The following is a 19,560-nucleotide window of genomic DNA, read 5'->3' on the forward strand; positions in this document are numbered from 1 at the left end:
GCCATTCTATGCGAAGGCGATGACGGCCCTGTTGACCGCCGTCAGTGCGACAGCAGGGTGTGCGCGATGTTGTTGATGCCGATGGCTAGCACCGCCAGCGCAGCAAGGATGGTGGCCACGCGGGGCGGCATCCGGCGGGCCAGCACGGCGCTGAGCGGTGCCGCCACCACGCCGCCCACGATCAGCCCGGCCACGGACGCGCCGTGCGGAAAGCCCACGTGCACGAAGAAGCTGATGCTGGCGACCGCACTCACCACGCACTTGGCCAAGTGGACGGTGCCGATGACCATGCGGGGGCGCACCCCGCGTGCCACCAGCGTGGTGACGGTCAGCGCGCTCCAGCCGCCCCCGGCCACGGCGTCGGCAAAGCCGGCGACCAGCCCCAGCGGGCGGCTGACGGGCGGAGTGTCCTCGTGCAGGCGCTGGCGGCGCTGGGGGCGGAGCAGCAGGAACAGGCCCATGCCGATCAGGTAGGGCGTCAGCGCCAGCTTCATCCAGACCGCCGGGACATGGCTGACCACGTAGGCGCCCGCGGTGGCGCCGATGGCGCCCGGGATCACCAGCGCCCAGAACAGCCGCTTGATCACGTTGCCGGCCATGACGTGGCTGATCCCCGAGGCGCCACAGGTCAGCGTTTCCGCGTAATGCACGCTGGCGCTGGCCATGGCGGGCGGAATGCCCAGGGCCAGCAGCATGGCCGCCGAGGTGACGCCATAGGCCATGCCCAGCGCGCCGTCGACCAGCTGGGCCAGCACGCCGATGGCGGCGGAGATGAGGAAGTCCGTGGGCATGAACCTGAACGTGGTGAGGACGGGCCCAGTTTACGCGGTGCCTGCCGCGGATGGGAAATAAGCCCGCGGACATAAGGTTATGACAACACGTCCTTTCACATGACAAAACGTGATGACTACTTTGGGTGTCCAGATGTCTGGACGTCCAAAGGTGGACCGTGAACGCCGTCGTCGCAATGCAAACCGGGCTGGCCTCCATCGACAGCGACAAGCTGTCGTCACTGGAGCGGCTGGCCGACGGACTCGGCCCCGCCGAGCTTTACTGGATCGCCGCGTGGAGCGCCGCCCGTGCCGAGCAGGTGCGGCATGGCACCGTACCGGTGCAGGCGGCCAAGGCCACGGGCGAACGGCTCACCATTCTCTATGGTAGCCAGACCGGCCAGGCCAAGCGCCTCGCCACCCAGCTGAGCACACGCGCTGAAGCCGCCGGGCTGGCCGTTCGCCTGGTCCGGGCCGACAGCTATCCCCAGCGGGACCTCGCCAAGGAAACCCATCTCGCCGTCGTGATCTCCACGCAGGGCGATGCCGAGCCGCCGGACGACGCACGCGGCCTGGTCGAGTTCATTCTCGGCAAGCGTGCCCCGAAACTGCCCGGCCTGCAGTACACGGTGCTCGGGCTTGGCGACTCGAGCTACCCGCAGTTCTGCGCGATCGGCCGCCAACTGGACGCGCGCTTTGCCGAACTGGGCGCCTCGCGCTTCGCGCCACTGGGCGAAGCTGACGTGGACATCGATGCCGTCGCCGCGCCGTGGGCGGAACACGCACTCGATCAGGCGAAGAAGGTGCTGGGCGCCACGCAGCCCGTGGCGCGCGTGGCGAACCTGCAGCCGGTGCCCTCGCGCGTCGCTTACACTCGTGAACATCCTTTTGCGGCAAGCGTGCTCGACAATCAGGCCATCGTGGCGCGCGACGCCGGTCGCGATATTCGCCACGTGGAACTCTCGCTGGAAGGCTCCGGCCTGAGCTACGAACCCGGCGACGCCATTGGCGTGTGGCCGGAGAATCCGCCGGCGCTGGTCGACCAGTGGCTCACGCTGCTGAAGCTGGATGGCGAACAGCCGGTACACCACGACGGCAGGGAATTGCCTTTGCGCCGTTGGCTTTCGCATGAGCGCGAACTGACGCGCCTGAGCCGACCGCTGATCGCCGCCGTGGCCGATGCCAGCGGCGACGAGAAACTGGCCGGCCTGCTGCGGCCGGACCGCTCGGCCAGCCTGGCCGCACTGCTGGCGGAAGACCAGCCGATCGACCTGTGGCGTCGTCACCCCGCCGAATGGGCAGCCGACGAACTGGTGGCCGTGTTGCGCCCGCAGACGCCGCGGCTGTACTCCATCGCTTCCAGCCAGAAGGCGGTGGGTGATGAAGTGCACCTGACGGTCGCGGTGGTGGATTACGAGGCGTATGGCGAGCGCCATTGGGGCGCGGCGTCCTCCTTCATCGCGGCGGCTGGCGACGATCACCGCGTGCCGGTCTTCATCGAGGAAAACGAGCGCTTCCGACTGCCCAAGGACAGCGCGCGCGACGTCATCATGATCGGCCCGGGCACTGGCGTGGCGCCGTTCCGCGCCTTCGTGCAGGAGCGCCGCGAAACCGGCGCGGGTGGGCGCAACTGGCTGTTCTTCGGCAACCGCCACTTCACCCGCGATTTTCTCTACCAGATCGAATGGCAGGCGGCGTTGCGTGACGGCTCGCTGGATCGCCTGGACCTGGCTTTCTCGCGCGACGGCGACGCCAAGGTCTACGTGCAGCAGCGCATCCGAGAGCAGGGGCGCGACTTGTATGCCTGGTTGCAGGAAGGCGCCCACATTTACGTGTGCGGCGACGCCAACTTCATGGCGAAGGACGTGCATGCCGCACTGCTCGACGTGGCCGTGACGCACGGTGGCCTTTCGCAGGAACACGCCAGGGAATGGTTGTCCGACCTACTGCAGCAGGGGCGCTACGCCCGCGACGTGTACTGACATGACGACACCGCTTTCCGATCTCGAACGCATCAAGGTCAACAGCCGCTATCTGCGCGGTTCCATCGCGGAGGGTCTGCGCGATCCGGTCACCAACGCAATCAGCGACGATGACAACAAGCTGCTGAAGTTCCACGGTAGCTACCTGCAGGACGATCGCGACCTGCGCGAAGAACGCCGCAAGCAGAAACTGGAACCTGCCTACTCCTTCATGTTGCGCGCGCGCCTGCCGTCCGGTGTGGTGACGCCCGCGCAGTGGCTGGTGTTCGACCGCATCGCCCGCGAGCACGCCAATGGCACGCTGCGCATCACCACGCGCCAGACCTTCCAGTGGCACGGCATCATCAAGAACCACCTCAAGCCGACCATGGCAGCCATCCATGAGGCGTTGGCGACCACCATCGCCGCGTGCGGCGACGTGGTCCGCAATGTGGTGAGCACGCCCAATCCGGTGGAATCATCCGCGCATGCGCTCGCCTACGCATGGGCCACGCGCCTGTCCGAAGAGCTGTCGCCACGCACGCGGGCCTATCACGAGATTTGGCTGGACGGTGAGCCGCTCGTTGGCGAGCCGAAGGACGAGGAACCGCTGTACGGGCGCACCTACCTGCCGCGCAAGTTCAAGATTGGCCTGGCCATACCGCCACTCAACGATATCGATGTATTCGCCCAGGATCTGGGCCTTATCGCCATCATCGAGCAGGGCGAGCTGACGGGCTTCAATGTCGCCATTGGCGGTGGCATGGGCGCCACGCATGGCGATCCCAGCACCTATCCACGGCTGGCGAGCGTCATCGGCTTCACCACGCCCGATCGCCTGTTCGCGGTCGCCGAGACCATCGTGGCCGTGCAGCGCGACTGGGGCAACCGCAACGAGCGCAAGCACGCGCGGCTGAAGTACACCCTCGATCACCGGGGCCTGGATGCCTTCAAGGCGGAGCTCGAGCAACGCCTGGGTTTCGCGCTGGAGCCGGCGCGTGCCTATCGCTTCGACCATAACGGCGACCGCTATGGCTGGATCGAAGGCGAGGATGGTCGTTGGCACCTGACGTTGCAGATCGAGTCCGGCCGGCTCGCCGACGTGGGCGAGCACCGCTGGCTCAGCGGCTTGCGCGAGCTGGCGAAGGTGCATGACGGCGATTTCCGCATGACCTGCAACCAGAACGTGATCGTCGCCAACGTGGCGGCGGATCAACGTGCGCGCATCGACGCCATCGTGGCGGCGCACGGCCTGGATGGATACCGCACGCAGAGCGGCATCCGCAAGCATGCGATTGCCTGCGTGGCCTTGCCCACCTGCGGCCTGGCCATGGCGGAAAGCGAGCGCTATCTGCCGCAACTGCTCCCCAGACTCGAGGCATTGCTGGAGGCGCACGGTTTGCGCGATGCGCCGATCCTTCTGCGTCTGTCGGGATGCCCGAACGGTTGCTCGCGCCCCTATCTCGGCGAGATCGCCTTGGTGGGGCGTGGCCCCGGGCGCTATGACCTTCGCCTCGGCGCGGATTTCCGCGGAGAACGCCTGAACCAGCTCTACCGGGAGAACGTGGACGAGCCCTCGATTCTCGAGGCACTGGCGCCGCTGTTCGCCAACTATGCAAGCGGTCGCGTCGACCAGGAAGGCTTCGGCGACTTCCTGCTGCGCACCGGCGTCATAAGCGCGAACACGCGCCGGATTCCCGCGGAGGTGGTGGCATGAAACAGGCGTTGCTCGAGGATGCGCTGCACGATGCCAAGGCGCGGAATGAGCTCAATACGTGGCTGGGTACCCTGGATGCGGAGCAGCGCGTGGTCTGGGCACTGGCCTATGCGCCCGGGGCGCATGTGCTCTCTTCCAGTTTCGGCGCGCAGGCGGCTGTGTCCCTGCATTTGCTCACGCGGCAGCGGCCAGATCTGCCCGTGATCCTGATCGACACCGGCTACCTGTTTCCCGAGACCTATCGCTTCATCGACGAGCTGCGTGATCGCCTGTCGCTGAACCTCAGGATTTTCAGCGCCGAGGAAAGCCCGGCATGGCTGGAAGCGCGGGAAGGGCGACTGTGGGAGCAGGGCGTGGCGGGTATCGACCGCTACAACCAGCTGCGCAAGGTTGAGCCGATGCAGCGCGCCTTGCGCGAGCTGGGCGCGGGTTCGTGGTTTGCCGGCCTGCGCCGCAGCCAGGCGCGTACGCGTGCCGGTGTCCCGTTCGCCGAGCGTCGCGACGAGCGCTGGAAATTCCATCCCATCGCCGACTGGAGTGATCGCGACGTGGGCATGTACCTGCGCAAGCACGGGCTGCCGTACCACCCGCTATGGGACCAGGGCTACATCTCCATCGGCGACGTGCATACCACGCACCGCTGGGAGCCCGGCACGGATGCCGACGCCACCCGTTTCTTCGGCCTGAAGCGCGAATGCGGACTTCACGGCCTGGTCTGACCGAAGCACACAAGAACCGATCCGGCGCCTGACGCCGGTCGCCGCCCCGCCCGAACAAAGACACACACCATGAGCCAGAGCGCACTTGCCCAGTCCGATGTCACCGCTTTCGATGAAGAAGCCCCTACGCTGATCGCGCCGCACGGCGGCGTGTTGAAGGAGTTGTACCTGCCCGCCGATGAAGCCGCTGCGCTCAAGCAGCGCAGCGCGGGCCTGCCCGGCGTGGACCTGGATACGCGGCAGTTGTGCGACCTGGAACTGCTGCTCAGTGGCGCATTTTCGCCGCTCGAAGGGTTTCTTACCCAGCGCGATTACGACCGCGTGGTGGAAGAGTACCGCCTGGCGGATGGCACCTTGTGGCCCATCCCCATCACGCTGGACGTCAGCGAAGCGTTCGCCGAGCGGTTGGCGCCCGGCAGCGAGGTGGCGCTGCGCGACTCGCAGGGCGTGCCGCTGGCCGTGCTGGAAGTGCAGGATATCTATCGCCCGGATCGCACCCACGAAGCGCTGAAGGTGTTCGGCACCACCGACCGCGCGCATCCCGGTGTTGCCGACCTGCTGGATCGGTATCGGCCCGTCAATCTGGGTGGCCGCCTGCGCGGCATCCAGGCACCCTCGCATTACGACTTCACCTCGCTGCGCGATACGCCGCGCAGCCTGCGTGCGTGGTTCGAGTCGCAAGGTTGGCACCGCATCGTCGCGTTCCAGACGCGCAACCCCATGCACCGTGCCCACCGCGAGCTGACCTTGCGCGCCGCGCAGCAGGTGGGCGCCAAATTGCTGGTGCAGCCGTCGGTGGGGCGCACCAAGCCGGGCGATATCGATCACTACACGCGGGTGCGCTGCTACCAGGCACTGCTGCCGCAGTATCCCGCGAACAGCGCGCATCTTTCGCTGCTGCCGCTGGCCATGCGCATGGGCGGGCCGCGTGAGGCCTTGTGGCACGCGATCATCCGCAAGAACTACGGTGCCAGCCACTTCATCGTGGGCCGCGATCATGCAGGTCCGGGCAAGGATTCCAACGGCAACCCGTTCTACGGTCCGTTCGATGCACAGCATCTGCTGGAACGGCACCAGGATGAACTGGGTATCCGCATCGTGCCGTTCCCGGCGATGGTCTATGTTGCCAATCGGGACGCCTACCTGCCCTCGAACGAAGTGCTGCCGGACGACGAGGTGCGCGACATCTCCGGCACCCAGCTGCGCCGCCATCTGCATGAGGGCAGCGAGATTCCGTCGTGGTTCTCGTTTCCGGAAGTGGTGAAGATCCTGAGGGAGCGTCATCCCGCCCAGGCGTCACGTGGCTTTGCGCTGTTCTTCACCGGTCTGTCGGGCGCTGGCAAGTCAACGATCGCCCAGGCCGTGGTGGCGCAGCTGCTGGAGCGCACCAGCCGCGCGGTCACCGTGCTGGATGGTGATGAGGTGCGCAAGCATCTTTCGCGCGGGCTGGGGTTCTCCCGCGAAGACCGCAACGCCAACGTGACGCGCATCGGTTATGTGGCGAGCGAGATCGTGCGCCACGGCGGCATCGCGGTGTGCGCGCCCATTGCGCCTTATGCGGATGCGCGCGCCGAAGCACGTGCGCTAGTGGAGTCGCATGGTGACTTCATCGAGATCCATGTGGCGACGGCCCTGGATGTGTGCGAGGCGCGGGACCGCAAGGGGTTGTATGCGCAGGCGCGGGCCGGGGTGATTACGCATTTCACCGGGATCAGTGATCCGTATGAGGAGCCGGTGGCACCGGAGTTGCGGATTGATGGGAATGGTGGGGATCCGCTGGTGTTGGCGACGCATATTGTTTCGCTGCTGGAGCAGCGTGGGTTGCTTGGGGGATGAGTGGGTGGGTGTGGCTTTGGGAGGCGAGGCGCACGGAGGGGCCCGCTGGAGGCTCTCGACAATCCAGCCCCACCCTTCCTACCCGTCATCCCGGCGCAGGCCGGGATCCAGTTTCTGTCGTGGTCGGTTGTCGCCTCAGGCCTTCCCGCGATCGGGCCGCTTACGCAGCGGGCGTTTCGACCTTCTGCCGAAGGCCGAGTCACTTTTCTTTTGCTGGCCCAAAAGATCCCACGGGGACTAGCTTCGCGTCGAAAGTAACCCGAAGAAAATGGCCTGAAGAGCCAGGGCTGGCAGCATTCTGTGGGGATAAACCCGAACGAGTGAGGCAGGTCGTTGCTCAGCAACCTTCGCCTCTACACAGCGGGTACTTCCAAGCGCTTCGCAACGCGCCATGTCGATGAGGACTTAAAGCGGCGTCTCGCTTCGTTTCGGCCCAGAAGTGATACGCACGGTCACCCGCTTTTCTGTGGGAGCGCACCCTGTGCGCGACAACCTAACGGAGCGGTGACTACGAGACGCCGCAGTCGCGCACAGGGTGCTCTCCCACAAGGGACTCGCCACCTTGGGATGCCCCGCCAACGACGCGAGCACTTGCTTTGGCTTGTGGCTTTTGCCTTTTGGCTTTTGGCTCTTGATCTCCCGGGTCCCCGTATGACGCGGCGGGCGGGTGGAGATCAGGCCCCGCAGGAGTGCCTGGCAAGGATGCCAGGCACTTTTCCTCGGGGCAGGATGCCCGGTCGAAAAGCCCGGAACCCGCTCGCGAACCTTCCTGGCCGCAGGCCCGGAAGGCGCGTCTTCCGGGTGCCTTTTCTTTTGGTTACCTTCGACGCGAAGCTAGTCCCCGTGGGATCTTTACTCCGGGCATCCTGCCCTCCGCCCTTCGGGCCGGCTTTGCCGTTCGCAGGCGCTCCTGCGCATGCGTGGGCAAGCAAAGAAAAGTGACCCGGCCTCCGGCAGGAGGTCGGAACGCCCGCCGCGTAGGCGGCCAGATTGCGGAATCACAGCAACCGAAGGCCGAGATCAGAGTCACTGGATCTGCGCCTCTGCGGGGATGACGACTCTTGTAGAGCGGTGAAGTCAGCCCGACCCCTTGCGCGCAACCAGCGCAGCAAGTGTCACGCCGCTACTGCGCCTCCACCACCGGCTCCACCACCTTCAGCGGAACCTTCCGCTCCCGCCAGTGCGGTACCCCCGGCCACTGCGACGTCCCCGTACCACCCGACGTAAGTGCCCGGCTCACCGCCCGCCGTTCCAGATGCGGCGCAAACACGCTGATGAAATCCAGCGCGTATTCGCGCAGCACGCTTTCACGGCGCAGCACGATCCACGTGGTGCAGGCGGCAAACAGATGGTCGGCGCCGAGTTCGCGCAGGTCGGTGTCCTGTCCGGGCTGGAACGCCATTTCCGCCAGCACGCCAATGCCCAGGCCTTCGCGGACATAGGTCTTGATGAGGTCGGCATCGCTCGCCGTCATCACGATCTGCGGATCAAGGCCGGCGCTCTGGAACGCCCGGACCAGCGACGACTCCGGTTTCAACGACGAGTCGTAGCTGATCAGCGGATGCGCGGCGAGCTGTTCCAGTGTCGGCGCCTGTTTGTGCTTCGCCAGCGGATGGTTCTTCGGCACCACGACGGTGCGATTCCAGCGGTAGGCGGGCAGGGCGATGCCGTTCGGCGGGGGCGCGCCGGCGGCGGTGCTGACGATGGCCAGGTCGACCTGGCCACCGTCGAGCAGCGACATCACGTCCGAATCGCTGACCGGCTGCAGGTGCACGCTGACCTGCGGGTAGCTGCGGCTCAGCGCCGCCACGGCCGATGGCAGGGCGAAGCGCGCCTGCGTGTGGGTGGTGGCGATGCGCAGCGTGCCGCGCGACTCGTTGCGCAGGTTGGCGGCGATGGAGCGGATATTGGCCGCCTCCGCCAGGATGATGCGCGCGCGTTCCAGCACATGGGTGCCGGCGTGCGTGATGGCGTGCAGGCTGCGGCCCTTGCGGTGGAACAGCTGGAAGCCGAGTTCGTCCTCCAGCTGGCGCAGCAGTTTGCTCAGGCCCGGCTGGGTGGCGTGCACCCGTTCGGCCGCGAGGGTGATGTTCAGGCCGGCATCAGCGATGGCGACGAGGTAACGAAGTTGGGTAAGCGTCATGGTGCGGGTTCCACAGGCAAGCGAGATGGGGGAGGCTCGGTGTCGCGCTGCGGATACATCGCGCAGGCTCGCACGCCGCCGCCATGCGTTTGCAGGCGGTCAGGGTGGTTTCCGGCGGCTGGCGATGGATGTCCATGGATTACCGTAACGGTGCGATCTCAATTAGACGTCTATACAGCTATTGCTGCGTTGCGTCAACACTTCCGCGGAATGCCCGGGGCGCAAGGCTTATAACGGTCTGGCATGTCTGCGCGCGCAGAAATCATTTGTATGGGCGGCGGCGCCTGCCTAGCGTGCCAGTTCTGTATTTCACCTCATGATGGAGCCTGGGTCTCATGAAGCTCTACCCGCTGTTTGCCGATCTGTCCGGTCGCCAGGTACTGGTGGTTGGTGGCGGCGTGGTGGGCGAGCGCAAGGCTGCCGTCTTGCTGGAAGCCGGCGCGCGGGTTGCGGTGGGGGCGCCCGACCTCACCCCCGCGCTGCTCGGCTGGGTCCAGGCCGGGCGGATGCAATGGTTGCGCGGTTCGTTCGAGGACGCATGGCTCGACGATGCGTGGCTGGTCGTCGCAGCCACGTCGGACAAGGTGCTGAATGCACGTGTCGCGGCGCTGGCTGAAACCCGGCGCGTGTTCGTCAATGTCGTCGACGATGCGGAGCAGTCCAGTTTCCACGTGCCCGCCGTGATTGACCGCGCCCCGGTCACCATCGCCATTTCCAGTGGCGGCCATGCGCCCATGCTGGCGCGGCTGCTGCGCGAGCGCCTGGAAACGCTGATCGATCCGGTGGTGGGCCCGGTGGCGACCCTGCTGGCGCAGATGCGCCAACGCATTCGGGTACGCCTGCCCGACATGGCGCTGCGTCGGCGCTTTTACGAGCGTTTGCTGAATGGTCCGGTGCAGGGCCTGCTGCGTCGTGGCCAGTGGGCGCTGGCGGAAGCCTCGACCGAGCGCCTGCTCGACGCCATCGAAGCGAAGCCGGCCGGCTCTGTGGTGCTACTGGGAGCCGGCCCTGGCGATCCGGGGTTGCTCACGCTGCGTGGCTTGCGCGCGCTGAACGAGGCGGATGTGATCCTGCACGACCGCCTGGTGAGCGTGGAGGTGCTGGCGCTGGCTCGCCGTGACGCTGAGCGCATCGAAGTGGCCAAGCAGGCCGGCAACCATCACACCACGCAGACACAGATCCACGCGCTGATGCTGGCCCACGCCAAGGCGGGGCGGCGCGTGGTGCGGCTGAAGGGCGGCGATCCATTCGTGTTCGGGCGCGGCGGCGAGGAGCTGGAATTCCTGCGCAGCCATGACATTCCGTATGAAGTGGTGCCCGGCATTACCGCCGCGCTGGCTTGCGCCGCCTATGCCGGTGTGCCGCTGACGCACCGCGACCACGCGCAGTCGGTGCGTCTGGTCACGGCGCACTGCCAGAACTCCAACGACACGCTCGACTGGGCGGCGCTGGCGCAGGAGCGCCAGACCTTGGCGGTTTACATGGGCACCAGCGAGCTGCCGGTGATCCGCCAGAAGCTGTTGGAACACGGCCGCGCGGCGAGTACGCCCTTCGCCCTGGTCGAGAATGGCTCCCGGCCGGAGCAACGGGTGGTGACCGGCACACTGGCCAACCTGGTCGAACAGGCCAGCATGCATGAGGTCAGGTCGCCGGCGCTACTGATCATCGGTGAAGTGGCTAGCCTGGCATCGACCCTGTCATGGTTCGGCAGCCCGCCCCTGGGCAGCCTTGCCGCGCCGGCTCCATCGCTGTCGAACGCGGCGGCGGCTTGACACAACCTTGTCCCTGAGGGGCGCACCATCGCGCCCTCTGTCTTTCCTATCCACGCCGAGTTCCGGAGCCCTTCCATGATCTACGACAGCATCCTCGACACCATTGGCAACACGCCCATCGTGCGCATCCATCGCCTGGCGCCGAAGCATGTGACGATGTACGTGAAGGTGGAGGCATTCAACCCGGCCGGTTCGGTGAAAGACCGCCTGGCTTACGCCATCATCATCGACGCCGAGCAGCGCGGCCTGCTCAAGCCCGGGCAGACGGTGGTGGAAGCCACCTCCGGCAACACCGGCGTGGCCCTGGCCGCGGTGTGTGCGGCGCGCGGTTATCCGTTCGTGGCAGTGATGACCGAAACCTTCTCCATCGAGCGCCGAAAGCTGATGCGCGCCTACGGCGCCAAGGTCGTCCTCACCCCGGCGGCCGAGCGTGGCAGCGGCATGGTGCGCAAGGCCAAGGAGCTGGCCGACAAGAATGGCTGGTTCCTCGCCAGGCAGTTCGAGAACGAGGCCAATCCGTCCTATCACCGCAACACGACGGCGGCGGAGATCCTGCGCGATTTCGCCGGCAAGCGGCTGGATTATTTCGTCACCGGCTGGGGCACGGGCGGCACGCTCACGGGCGTGGGCGAGGTGCTGAAGGTGGCGCGGCCGGAGGTGAAGGTGATTGCCTGCGAACCGGCGGGTGCTGCGTTGCTGTCGGGCAAGGAGTGGCAGCCGCACAAGATCCAGGGCTGGACGCCGGACTTTGTGCCGGCGGTACTCAATCGCAACGTGGCGAACGAGATTTTGCCGATCGACGATGTGCTCGCTCGCGATACGTCGCGTGAGCTGGCGAAGAAGGAAGGCATTTTCGTGGGTATTTCGGCGGGCGCCACGTTTGCGGCGGCGCTCGAGGTAGCAAAGGGGGCGTCGGAGGGCTCGGTGTTGCTGGCCATGTTGCCCGATACCGGTGAGCGGTATCTGTCGACGTTCCTGTTCGAGGGTGTCAACGAGGGTTCTGACGAGGTGGAGTGAGGCGGTCAAGTTCTTTTCTCCCTCTTCTCTTCGAGGAGAGGGAGCTGGAGGGCTTGCCTCCTGCGCACACCGCTCAGCGCCCACCCCGGCGCTGACTGGCCTCCCACTCATCCAGCAGCTTCTTCCCCACATCCGCCAGCGCATCAATCGCCGGCAGCAACTCGCGCCCCAGCGGCGTCAACGAGTATTCGGCCGAAGGCGGCGAGGTATCGAGCACTCGGCGGGCCACCAGGCCGCGCGTTTCCAGCTCACGTAGCCGCGCGCTCAACACGCGCGCCGAAATGCGCGGTATGTCGTGGCGCAGTTCGCCGAAGCGGCGAGGTTCGCCGCTCAGCTGCCAGATCACGTTGGGCGCCCAGGCGCCGCGCAGCAGGCCGAGTACTTCGCTGAGCGGGCAGCCGGGGGGCGGGGCGACTTTGCTTTTGCGCAGGGGCAGGCCCATGGCGACGATCCTGTGGGACGAATCCGGTATCCCGGCGGTTACCGCATTTTAGGGGTTACCAGGGGTTAGATGGTATCCAACAGTAACCATGGTGGCCTAGCATCGACGGCCTGCGTGACCCAGGGTTGCGCCGATCCCGTCCCCTCATGGAGAGAACCATCATGAAGCTCTATTACGCCGCGGGCGCCTGCTCGCTGTCGCCGCACATCGTCGCGCTGGAAGCGGGCATTCCGGTGGAACTGGAAAAGGTCGATACCAAGGCCAAGCGTACGGCGAGTGGCGAGGATTACTGGCAGATCAACCCCAAGGGTTATGTGCCGGCGCTGCAGCTCGACAACGGCGAGCTGCTGACCGAAGGCCCGGTCATCGTGCAGTACCTGGCGGACCTGAAGCCGGAAAGCAGCCTTGCCCCGGCCCATGGCACCACGGCACGTTATCGCCTGCAGGAAGTGCTCGGCTACATCAACTCCGAGCTGCACAAGACCTACTCGCCGTTGTTCAAGCCCGAGACGCCGGACGTCGTGCGCGAGGAGCGCAAGGAATACCTGCGCAAGCGTTATGCCTTGCTCGACCAGCACCTGGCCAAGCATCAGTGGTTGGTGGGTGACCACTTCACGGCGGCCGATGCCTACCTCTTCACCGTCACCAACTGGGCGCAGCACGTGAACTTCGATCTTTCGGCATTCCCGGCGATCCAGGCGTTCCAGCAGCGCGTGGCCGCGCGCCCGAACGTGCAGGCTGCACTGAAGGCGGAAGGCTTGCTCAAGGCAGCCTGACGCAACGGTTGACGTGCCCGGTGCCGTGCCGGGCATGTCAACCGTCGTTGTTGTCGATGCCCTGCGAGGGCGGTCGGCGTGGCGGGGCGGGCCTGTGGTGGGCAGGAAAGTCCACGGCGAAAGCGCCAAGGGCGTTGTCGGCTTCCGGAAGCATGGCCTGCTTGCGCGCCTGCGCCATCCAGTACGCCGGAATGGTGATGAGCATGGCGGCATGCGCCGTCAGCGAGAGCAGGAAACGCTGCGGTTCCGCGCTGAGCGCGACGATATGGTCCCATCGCCCGTAGATGATGTGCTGCCGCGTGATGGCGACGAAGGTCCAGTAGCCGCTCCATAGCCAGGCAGGCACGAGGACCGCGGTACTGATGGCGAAGCCTATGTATCGCCATCGGCGCGAGGCGGCGGGACCGTCGTTCAAAGCGGTCCAGCGTGCGCAGAGTGAAAGGCCGGCGCTTGTCGTTGCGGCTAAGAGCAGTGCTGCGCCCGAAAGGAGCGACATGCACACCGCTGCCCACCATAACGGGCCGTGTTTCAGCCGAAGGAGATAGCTCGAGATGACGAGCACCGGGGCGATGCTCCAGACCCACGGCCACCCATACAGCGCCTGCCGATAGCGGAAGGCGCCGAGTGGTTCATTCCTTGACCGTCGTGGTCCCAGGCGCATGGAGAGGCTCCGTCTCCTGAATGCGCCGGATCATGCCGGCCCGTGGGGCCGGCACACATGTGTCAGATGTCCTTGGCGAGCGGCTCAGCCAGGCCGATGTAACCACCCGGCGTCAGGTCGAGCAGGCGCTGTTTGGCGTCCGCCGGCAGGTCAAGGCCGGTGATGAATTCGCGCATCGAGTCCTTGGTGATGCCCTGGCCGCGCGTGAGTGCCTTGAGCTGCTCGTACGGCTCCGGCAGGCCGTAGCGGCGCATCACGGTTTGCACGGCTTCGGCCAGCACTTCCCAGCTTGCGTCGAGATCGGCGGCGAGGCGGTCGGCGTTCACCGTGAGCTTGCCCAGGCCCTTCTTCAGCGATTCCAGCGCCACCATGGTGTGGCCGAACGCCGTGCCCAGCGCACGCAGCACGGTGGAGTCGGTCAGGTCGCGCTGCCAGCGGCTGATCGGCAGCTTCTCGGCGAAATGGCCGAGCAGGGCGTTGGCGAGGCCGAAGTTGCCCTCGGCATTTTCGAAGTCGATCGGATTGACCTTGTGCGGCATGGTCGACGAACCCACTTCGCCGGCCTTCAGCGCCTGCTTGAAGTAGCCCAGCGAGATGTAGCCCCAGATGTCGCGCGCCAGGTCGATCAGGATGATGTTGGCGCGACGCACGACGTCGCAGTACTCGGCCACGCCGTCATGCGGTTCGATCTGCGTGGTGTACGGGTTGTAGTCCAGGCCCAGGCTTTCCACGAAGCGCTGGGAGAAACCGCGCCAGTCCAGTTCCGGATAGGTGATGGCATGCGCGTTGTAGTTGCCCACTGCGCCGTTGATCTTGCCGGGGATTTCCACCGCGGCGAGCTGCTTGCGCTGGCGCTCCAGGCGGGCGACCACGTTGGCCAGCTCCTTGCCCAGCGTGCTCGGCGAGGCCGTCTGACCGTGCGTGCGCGAGAGCATCGGCAGGCCAGCGTTGGCGTGCGCGAGTTCGCGCAGCTTGGCGATGATGCCGTCAAAGGCCGGCAGCAGCACTTGGTCGCGCGCGTCGCGCAGCATCAGGGCGTAGGAGAGATTGTTGATGTCCTCGCTGGTGCAGGCGAAGTGCACGAACTCCTTGGCCTGCGCGAGGGACGCGTCATTGCCGATGCGTTCCTTGATGAAGTACTCCACCGCCTTCACGTCATGGTTGGTGGTGGCTTCAATGGTCTTGATGCGGGCGCCGTCGTCGACGTTGAAGTCAGCCGAGATGCCCTTGAGCTTGGCCACCTGCTCCGCGCTGAACGCCGGCAGCTCCACGATGCCCTTGTCCGCGGCCAGCGCCAGCAGCCATTCGATCTCCACGTGCACGCGGCGGTGCATGAGGCCGAACTCGCTGAAGATCGGGCGCAGCGTTTCGACCTTGCTGGCGTAACGGCCGTCCAGCGGCGACAGGGCGGTCAGGGCATGGGAGGACATGGGGGGGTGTTCCGGAGGCGGGAAAAGGGGGATTTTACAACAGGGGCGGGGAGGGGCGGATTTCGGGTGCGCGGGGCGCTTTGGTGGGCTTGCTTTTGGGCGTCGGTGGCCGCGGTGTTTGCTTTCTCCGCCCTTGGGGGAGTGGGTTGGGGTGAGGGGGGGCGCGCTTGCCTCTCCCTTCCTGCCCGTCATCCCGGCGCAGGCCGGGATCCAGTTTCGGCCAGGTTTGGTCGTCGCCTCAGGCCTTCCCACGATCTGGCCGCTTACGCAGCGGGCGTTTCGACCTTCTGCCGAAGGCCGAGTCACTTTTCTTTTGCTGGCCCAAAAGAAAAGTAACCCAAAGAAAATGGCCTTCAGAGCCAGAGCTGGCAGCATGTCGTGGGAAAAAGCTCGAACGCTCGAGGCGGTTTGTTGCTTGGCAACCTTCGCCTCTATACAGCGGGTAGTTCCAAGCGCTTCGCAACGCACCGGAGCGATGAGGACTTAAAGCAGCCTCTCGCATCGCTTTGGCGTGGTCGGGACCCGCACGGTCGCCCGCTTTTCTCTTTTCTGTGGGAGCGCACCCTGTGCGCGACAACCTAACGGAGCGGTGACTACGAGGCGCCGCTGTCGCGCACAGGGTGCGCTCCCACAGGGGACTCGCCTCTTTGGATGCTCCGCTGACGGCTCGGGCTCTTGCTTTGGCCTTTGGCTTTTGGCTTTTGGCTTTTGGCCTTTGGCTTTTGGCTTTTGACCTACCGGGTCCCCGTATGACGCGGCGGGCGGGTGGAGATCAGGCCCCGTAGGGGTGCCTGGCAGGGAGGCCAGGCACTTTTCGTCGGGGCAGGAGCCCCGTCGAAAAGCCCGGAACCCGCCCGCGCACCTTGAGGGCCGACGGCCCGGAAGGCGCGTCATCCGGGGGGCCCTTTCTTTTGGTTACTTTCGACGCGAAGCTAGTCCCCGTGGGATCTTTGGGCAAGCAAAGAAAAGTGACCCGGACTGCGGCAGCAGTTCGGAAGCCCGCGGCAGGCGAGCCAGGTCGCGGGACGCACGAGGCGAAGACCCAACCTAGCCGAAACTGGATGACCAGCCTTCGGCTGTTGTGAAGCGCCTCCGGCCCTTGCCCCCTTTTTGGGGTGCGCCGGGATGACGGGGAGCAGCGAGGCACCGGCCTTCTCCCCAGCCTTCCCTGCAAGGAGAGCGCGCCAGAAGGGCTACCACCCTTGGCGAAGCACTAACACGCCCCGACCTATATTCCCCGAATCCCTCCCGAGGAATCGCAAGGACATGAGCCAGTTCCGCATCGAGCACGACAGCATGGGTGAACTCAAAGTGCCGTCCAAAGCCCTCTACGGCGCCCAGACGCAGCGCGCCGTCGACAACTTCCCCATCTCGGGCATGCATCTGCCGCGCAGCTTCATCCGTGCACTGGGCCTGATCAAGGCAGCAGCGGCTGACGCGAACTTCCTGCTGGGGTATCTGAAGAAGAACCAGGCGCATGCCATCCGCAAGGCGGCGCTGGCGGTGGCGGAGGGGGAGTACGACGACCAGTTCCCCATCGACGTGTTCCAGACCGGTTCGGGGACCAGCACCAACATGAATGCCAACGAGGTGATTGCCCACCTCGCCAGCCGCGGTGGCGGCAAGGTGCATCCCAACGATCACGTCAACTATGGGCAGAGCTCCAACGATGTAATTCCCACCGCCATCCACGTCAGCGCCACGCTCACCACCAGCGAGCAGTTGCTGCCGGCGTTGAAGCACCTCAAGCGGATCATCGATCGGCGCGCGCGCGAGTTGCGCAACGTCCCCAAGACGGGGCGCACGCACCTGATGGATGCGATGCCGGTGACGTTCGGCCAGGAGCTGTCGGGCTGGGCGGCGCAAATCGGCACTGCCATCGAACGTATCGAGGACAGCCTCAAGCGCATGCGCCGACTGCCGCTGGGTGGCACGGCGGTGGGTACGGGCATCAATGCCGATCCGAAGTTCGGTGCCTCGGTGGCCCGTGAACTGAAGAAGCTCACCGGCGTGAAGTTCGACTCGGCGGAGAATTTCTTCGAAGGCATGGCCGGGCAGGACGCCGCGGTGGAATTGTCGGGCCAGCTCAAGGCGCTCGCCGTGGCACTGATGAAAATCGCCAACGACCTGCGCTGGATGAACTCCGGGCCGCTGGCCGGCCTGGGCGAGATCGAGCTGCCGGCATTGCAGCCGGGTTCGTCGATCATGCCGGGCAAGGTGAATCCGGTGATTCCCGAAGCCACGGCGATGGTCGCCGCACAGGTGATCGGCAACGATGCCGCGATCACCATCGCCGGCCAGTCCGGCAATTTCCAGCTCAACGTGATGCTGCCGTTGATAGCGCACAACCTGCTGGAGTCGATCGGCATCCTTTCCAACGTCAGCACGCTGCTGGCCGACAAGGCCATCGCCGGCTTCAAGGTGAATACCGCGCGCGTGAAGGAAGCGCTGGACAAGAACCCCATCCTTGTCACCGCGCTCAACCCGGTGATCGGTTACGAGAAGGGCGCGGCGACGGCCAAGCAGGCCTACAAGGAGAAGCGGCCGATCATGGATGTGGCGCTGGAAACCACCGGGCTGTCGAAAGCAGAGCTGCAGAAGCTGCTGGATCCGATGGCGCTCACCAAGGGTGGCATCCATGGCGGGGGTGGTGGCGGGGGTTGAGTCCTCGTCTCGCCATGCTCTTGTGGGAGCGCACCCTGTGCGCGACAGCCCTGCGGCAAGGTACGTGCTACCTCCGTCGCGCACAGGGTGCGCTCCCACAGTTTTCTGCGAGCGTTATCGTGCGTCAGCGCTTCCCACTGCTCCTGCACTTGTCGACACTGCGGTCGGTCAACGCCTGCCCATAGGGCTTGAACGCTTCCAGCTGGCTCGCCAGTTCGTCTTGCACCGATTTCATTTCCGCGAGGTCGTCGCAGATCTTGGCTGCGGCCTGGCGCACACCCTCCGCCGCGGCATCCATCTTCTGGCGGGTTTCCTCGGTGCTTTCGGCGCCAGTCATCTTGCCTGCCACCGCGCCCAGTGCCTTGGTCGCCGTCTCCGCCCCGGCCTTGCCGGTGGCAACGGCGTCGTCGTGCATCTGCTTGCCGGCGGCGTTGTAGCGCTGCAGCAGCGCATGCTGCGCATCGTTCACGGCGACGTTTTGGCCGTCGATGGCCAGCTGTCCTTCCGGGCTCACCGTGGCGTTGGGCACACCGGGCGCCTTGATGGTGATGACGCCGTCATGCATCGTGAGGCGATGGTTGATGACGTCGGTGCCGCCGCCAAACACCTGGATATCGTCACCCGCGCCGCTGCAGGCGGTGGTCAGTACGGCCAGGGCGAGTACGCAGGGCAGATAGCGAAAAGACATGGCGGGACTCCTTGGCCGTGGAGAAGCAGCGGAAACGGTTCCGCCGGTATGGCCTGATCGTAGTCGCGTGGCCGGACGGGCCGCCTGTCCCTATCGTCATGGGGCTGGCCCGTGCGGCCTGCCCAAAAAAATGTCCCGCCTGCATTCCACGTCCTTGTGGAAGATGCAGGCGGGACACGACCGTCAGCCGTTGTCGCTACCCCGCCGGACATCCATGGCACGGATGGCGGTGAAACCCGGCGCGAGCGCCGGATGAGGCAGGATCAATCGGAGAACACGGCGACGCCCGGCTTGCCGTGCTCGTCGGTTTGCTTGCTGCAATCGTCGACGTCTTTCTGCGTCATCGTCGCGTAGGGCTGGAATGCCGGCATGGCGGCGGCCAGTTTCTGCTGCGAGGCGAGCAAGTCAGGCATGCGCTTGCACAACTGGACGACCGCCGCCTGGATCTTGTCGGTCTGCGGCTTGATGCTGGCGTCGATCTCCTTGTCGCTCTTGCCGCTAAGCACGCCGAGCATCGCCTGCTTGGCCACGTCCACGCCCATGGCGGCGCCGCTTGCGCCGATATCCATGCCGGCGCTGGCGATGCCGATGATCTGCTGGCGGTAATCCACCAGCAGGCCATGCTGCTCGGGCGTGGCATCGACCGGCTTGCCGGCGATCACCAGGCTGCCCTGCGGGGTGATGACGGCCTTCGGGCGGGTGTTGTCCGGATCGTGCGGGTGCTTGCCGGCATGGACGTTGGTGACGTCGATGTCCTGGGTGAGCAGTTCCTTCTTGCCCTGGTCGATGCCTTTCTGGATCTCGGCGCCGATGACCGACGGCGAGGTCTGCTGCTGAACTTCCTTCACGGCCTGCGCGACATCACTGTTGCTGTTGGAGCTGCTGCCGGACTGGCTGCAGGCGGTCAGCGGCAACAACAGCATCAGTGCAAGAGTGCGGCCGGCGATAGCGTTGGTCTTCATCG

15 protein-coding genes are annotated in these 19,560 nt (G+C 65.8%); 8 read left to right on the forward strand and 7 right to left on the reverse strand.

All coding sequences use genetic code 11. The annotated features are described in order from the left end of the window. Positions 1 to 41 precede the first annotated feature (41 nt). Entirely contained in the window at positions 42 to 791 is a 750-nt protein-coding gene (locus HY57_RS10950) for a sulfite exporter TauE/SafE family protein (protein WP_019464726.1), read from the reverse strand. A 176-nt stretch (positions 792 to 967) separates the two neighbouring features. Between HY57_RS10950 and HY57_RS10955 the strand changes: the two genes are divergently transcribed. From HY57_RS10955 to HY57_RS10970, 4 genes are all read left to right on the forward strand, one after another. After that, the gene (locus tag HY57_RS10955; protein WP_019464727.1) at positions 968 to 2,752 is read left to right on the forward strand and encodes an assimilatory sulfite reductase (NADPH) flavoprotein subunit; all 1,785 of its coding nucleotides are present in this window, start codon (positions 968 to 970) and stop codon (positions 2,750 to 2,752) included. A 1-nt stretch (position 2,753) separates the two neighbouring features. After that, the gene (cysI, locus tag HY57_RS10960; RefSeq protein ID WP_019464728.1) at positions 2,754 to 4,448 is read left to right on the forward strand and encodes an assimilatory sulfite reductase (NADPH) hemoprotein subunit; all 1,695 of its coding nucleotides are present in this window, start codon (positions 2,754 to 2,756) and stop codon (positions 4,446 to 4,448) included. Beyond that, entirely contained in the window at positions 4,445 to 5,167 is a 723-nt protein-coding gene (locus tag HY57_RS10965) for a phosphoadenylyl-sulfate reductase (protein WP_019464729.1), read from the forward strand. The genes cysI and HY57_RS10965 overlap by 4 nt, the downstream gene beginning before the upstream one ends. 69 nt (positions 5,168 to 5,236) lie before the next feature. Beyond that, the gene (locus HY57_RS10970; protein ID WP_019464730.1) at positions 5,237 to 7,003 is read left to right on the forward strand and encodes a bifunctional sulfate adenylyltransferase/adenylylsulfate kinase; all 1,767 of its coding nucleotides are present in this window, start codon (positions 5,237 to 5,239) and stop codon (positions 7,001 to 7,003) included. Positions 7,004 to 8,126: 1,123 nt separating this feature from the next. On the opposite strand, the gene HY57_RS10975 is transcribed toward HY57_RS10970, so the two are convergent. Next, positions 8,127 to 9,146: a LysR substrate-binding domain-containing protein gene (locus HY57_RS10975; RefSeq protein ID WP_019463620.1), complete on the reverse strand. Its 1,020-nt coding sequence runs from the start codon at positions 9,144 to 9,146 to the stop codon at positions 8,127 to 8,129. Between the two features lie 335 nt (positions 9,147 to 9,481). On the opposite strand from HY57_RS10975, the gene cysG reads away from it, so the two are divergent. Together cysG and cysK are read left to right on the forward strand one after the other, a co-directional pair. Next, the gene (gene cysG, locus HY57_RS10980) at positions 9,482 to 10,918 is read left to right on the forward strand and encodes a siroheme synthase CysG (RefSeq protein WP_019463621.1); all 1,437 of its coding nucleotides are present in this window, start codon (positions 9,482 to 9,484) and stop codon (positions 10,916 to 10,918) included. A gap of 75 nt (positions 10,919 to 10,993) precedes the next feature. Next, positions 10,994 to 11,935 (forward strand): cysteine synthase A, encoded by a 942-nt coding sequence (gene cysK / locus HY57_RS10985; RefSeq protein ID WP_019463622.1) that lies wholly within the window; start codon positions 10,994 to 10,996, stop codon positions 11,933 to 11,935. A 73-nt stretch (positions 11,936 to 12,008) separates the two neighbouring features. On the opposite strand, the gene HY57_RS10990 is transcribed toward cysK, so the two are convergent. Further along, complete coding sequence (locus HY57_RS10990; RefSeq protein WP_019463623.1) at positions 12,009 to 12,377, reverse strand: winged helix-turn-helix transcriptional regulator; 369 nt, start codon at positions 12,375 to 12,377, stop codon at positions 12,009 to 12,011. Positions 12,378 to 12,538: 161 nt separating this feature from the next. Between HY57_RS10990 and gstA the strand changes: the two genes are divergently transcribed. Then, a complete protein-coding gene (gstA, locus tag HY57_RS10995; protein WP_019463624.1) occupies positions 12,539 to 13,153 on the forward strand; it encodes a glutathione transferase GstA in 615 nt (204 codons plus the stop codon). Between the two features lie 37 nt (positions 13,154 to 13,190). Here the strand turns inward: gstA and HY57_RS21575 are convergent, their stop codons facing one another. Together HY57_RS21575 and purB are read right to left on the reverse strand one after the other, a co-directional pair. Continuing rightward, positions 13,191 to 13,814, reverse strand: a complete 624-nt coding sequence (locus tag HY57_RS21575) for a hypothetical protein (RefSeq protein ID WP_144240811.1) — start codon at positions 13,812 to 13,814, stop codon at positions 13,191 to 13,193. Positions 13,815 to 13,876: 62 nt separating this feature from the next. Beyond that, positions 13,877 to 15,244, reverse strand: a complete 1,368-nt coding sequence (gene purB, locus HY57_RS11005; RefSeq protein WP_019463626.1) for an adenylosuccinate lyase — start codon at positions 15,242 to 15,244, stop codon at positions 13,877 to 13,879. Between the two features lie 1,266 nt (positions 15,245 to 16,510). Between purB and HY57_RS11010 the strand changes: the two genes are divergently transcribed. Beyond that, positions 16,511 to 17,908, forward strand: a complete 1,398-nt coding sequence (locus HY57_RS11010) for a class II fumarate hydratase (RefSeq protein ID WP_019466917.1) — start codon at positions 16,511 to 16,513, stop codon at positions 17,906 to 17,908. A gap of 124 nt (positions 17,909 to 18,032) precedes the next feature. On the opposite strand, the gene HY57_RS11015 is transcribed toward HY57_RS11010, so the two are convergent. Together HY57_RS11015 and HY57_RS11020 are read right to left on the reverse strand one after the other, a co-directional pair. Beyond that, a complete protein-coding gene (locus tag HY57_RS11015; RefSeq protein ID WP_019466918.1) occupies positions 18,033 to 18,596 on the reverse strand; it encodes a DUF2884 family protein in 564 nt (187 codons plus the stop codon). Between the two features lie 263 nt (positions 18,597 to 18,859). Next, positions 18,860 to 19,558, reverse strand: coding sequence for a hypothetical protein (locus HY57_RS11020; RefSeq protein WP_019466919.1), 699 nt, complete (start codon positions 19,556 to 19,558; stop codon positions 18,860 to 18,862). Positions 19,559 to 19,560: the final 2 nt, after the last annotated feature.

The organism is Dyella japonica A8, assembly GCF_000725385.1.
In the GTDB taxonomy this organism is placed as follows: Bacteria; Pseudomonadota; Gammaproteobacteria; order Xanthomonadales; family Rhodanobacteraceae; genus Dyella; species Dyella japonica_C.

What these genes read in the sequence shown, in the direction of transcription:
- cysG (WP_019463621.1), top strand. Translation starts at nt 9,482, where the DNA reads ATGAAGCTCTACCCGCTGTTTGCCGATCTGTCCGGTCGCCAGGTACTG.
- HY57_RS21575 (WP_144240811.1), bottom strand. Translation starts at nt 13,814, where the DNA reads ATGCGCCTGGGACCACGACGGTCAAGGAATGAACCACTCGGCGCCTTC.
- HY57_RS10955 (WP_019464727.1), top strand. Translation starts at nt 968, where the DNA reads ATGCAAACCGGGCTGGCCTCCATCGACAGCGACAAGCTGTCGTCACTG.
- cysK (WP_019463622.1), top strand. Translation starts at nt 10,994, where the DNA reads ATGATCTACGACAGCATCCTCGACACCATTGGCAACACGCCCATCGTG.
- HY57_RS10990 (WP_019463623.1), bottom strand. Translation starts at nt 12,377, where the DNA reads ATGGGCCTGCCCCTGCGCAAAAGCAAAGTCGCCCCGCCCCCCGGCTGC.
- HY57_RS10965 (WP_019464729.1), top strand. Translation starts at nt 4,445, where the DNA reads ATGAAACAGGCGTTGCTCGAGGATGCGCTGCACGATGCCAAGGCGCGG.
- gstA (WP_019463624.1), top strand. Translation starts at nt 12,539, where the DNA reads ATGAAGCTCTATTACGCCGCGGGCGCCTGCTCGCTGTCGCCGCACATC.
- HY57_RS10950 (WP_019464726.1), bottom strand. Translation starts at nt 791, where the DNA reads ATGCCCACGGACTTCCTCATCTCCGCCGCCATCGGCGTGCTGGCCCAG.
- HY57_RS11010 (WP_019466917.1), top strand. Translation starts at nt 16,511, where the DNA reads ATGAGCCAGTTCCGCATCGAGCACGACAGCATGGGTGAACTCAAAGTG.
- cysI (WP_019464728.1), top strand. Translation starts at nt 2,754, where the DNA reads ATGACGACACCGCTTTCCGATCTCGAACGCATCAAGGTCAACAGCCGC.
- HY57_RS10970 (WP_019464730.1), top strand. Translation starts at nt 5,237, where the DNA reads ATGAGCCAGAGCGCACTTGCCCAGTCCGATGTCACCGCTTTCGATGAA.
- purB (WP_019463626.1), bottom strand. Translation starts at nt 15,244, where the DNA reads ATGTCCTCCCATGCCCTGACCGCCCTGTCGCCGCTGGACGGCCGTTAC.
- HY57_RS10975 (WP_019463620.1), bottom strand. Translation starts at nt 9,146, where the DNA reads ATGACGCTTACCCAACTTCGTTACCTCGTCGCCATCGCTGATGCCGGC.
- HY57_RS11015 (WP_019466918.1), bottom strand. Translation starts at nt 18,596, where the DNA reads ATGTCTTTTCGCTATCTGCCCTGCGTACTCGCCCTGGCCGTACTGACC.
- HY57_RS11020 (WP_019466919.1), bottom strand. Translation starts at nt 19,558, where the DNA reads ATGAAGACCAACGCTATCGCCGGCCGCACTCTTGCACTGATGCTGTTG.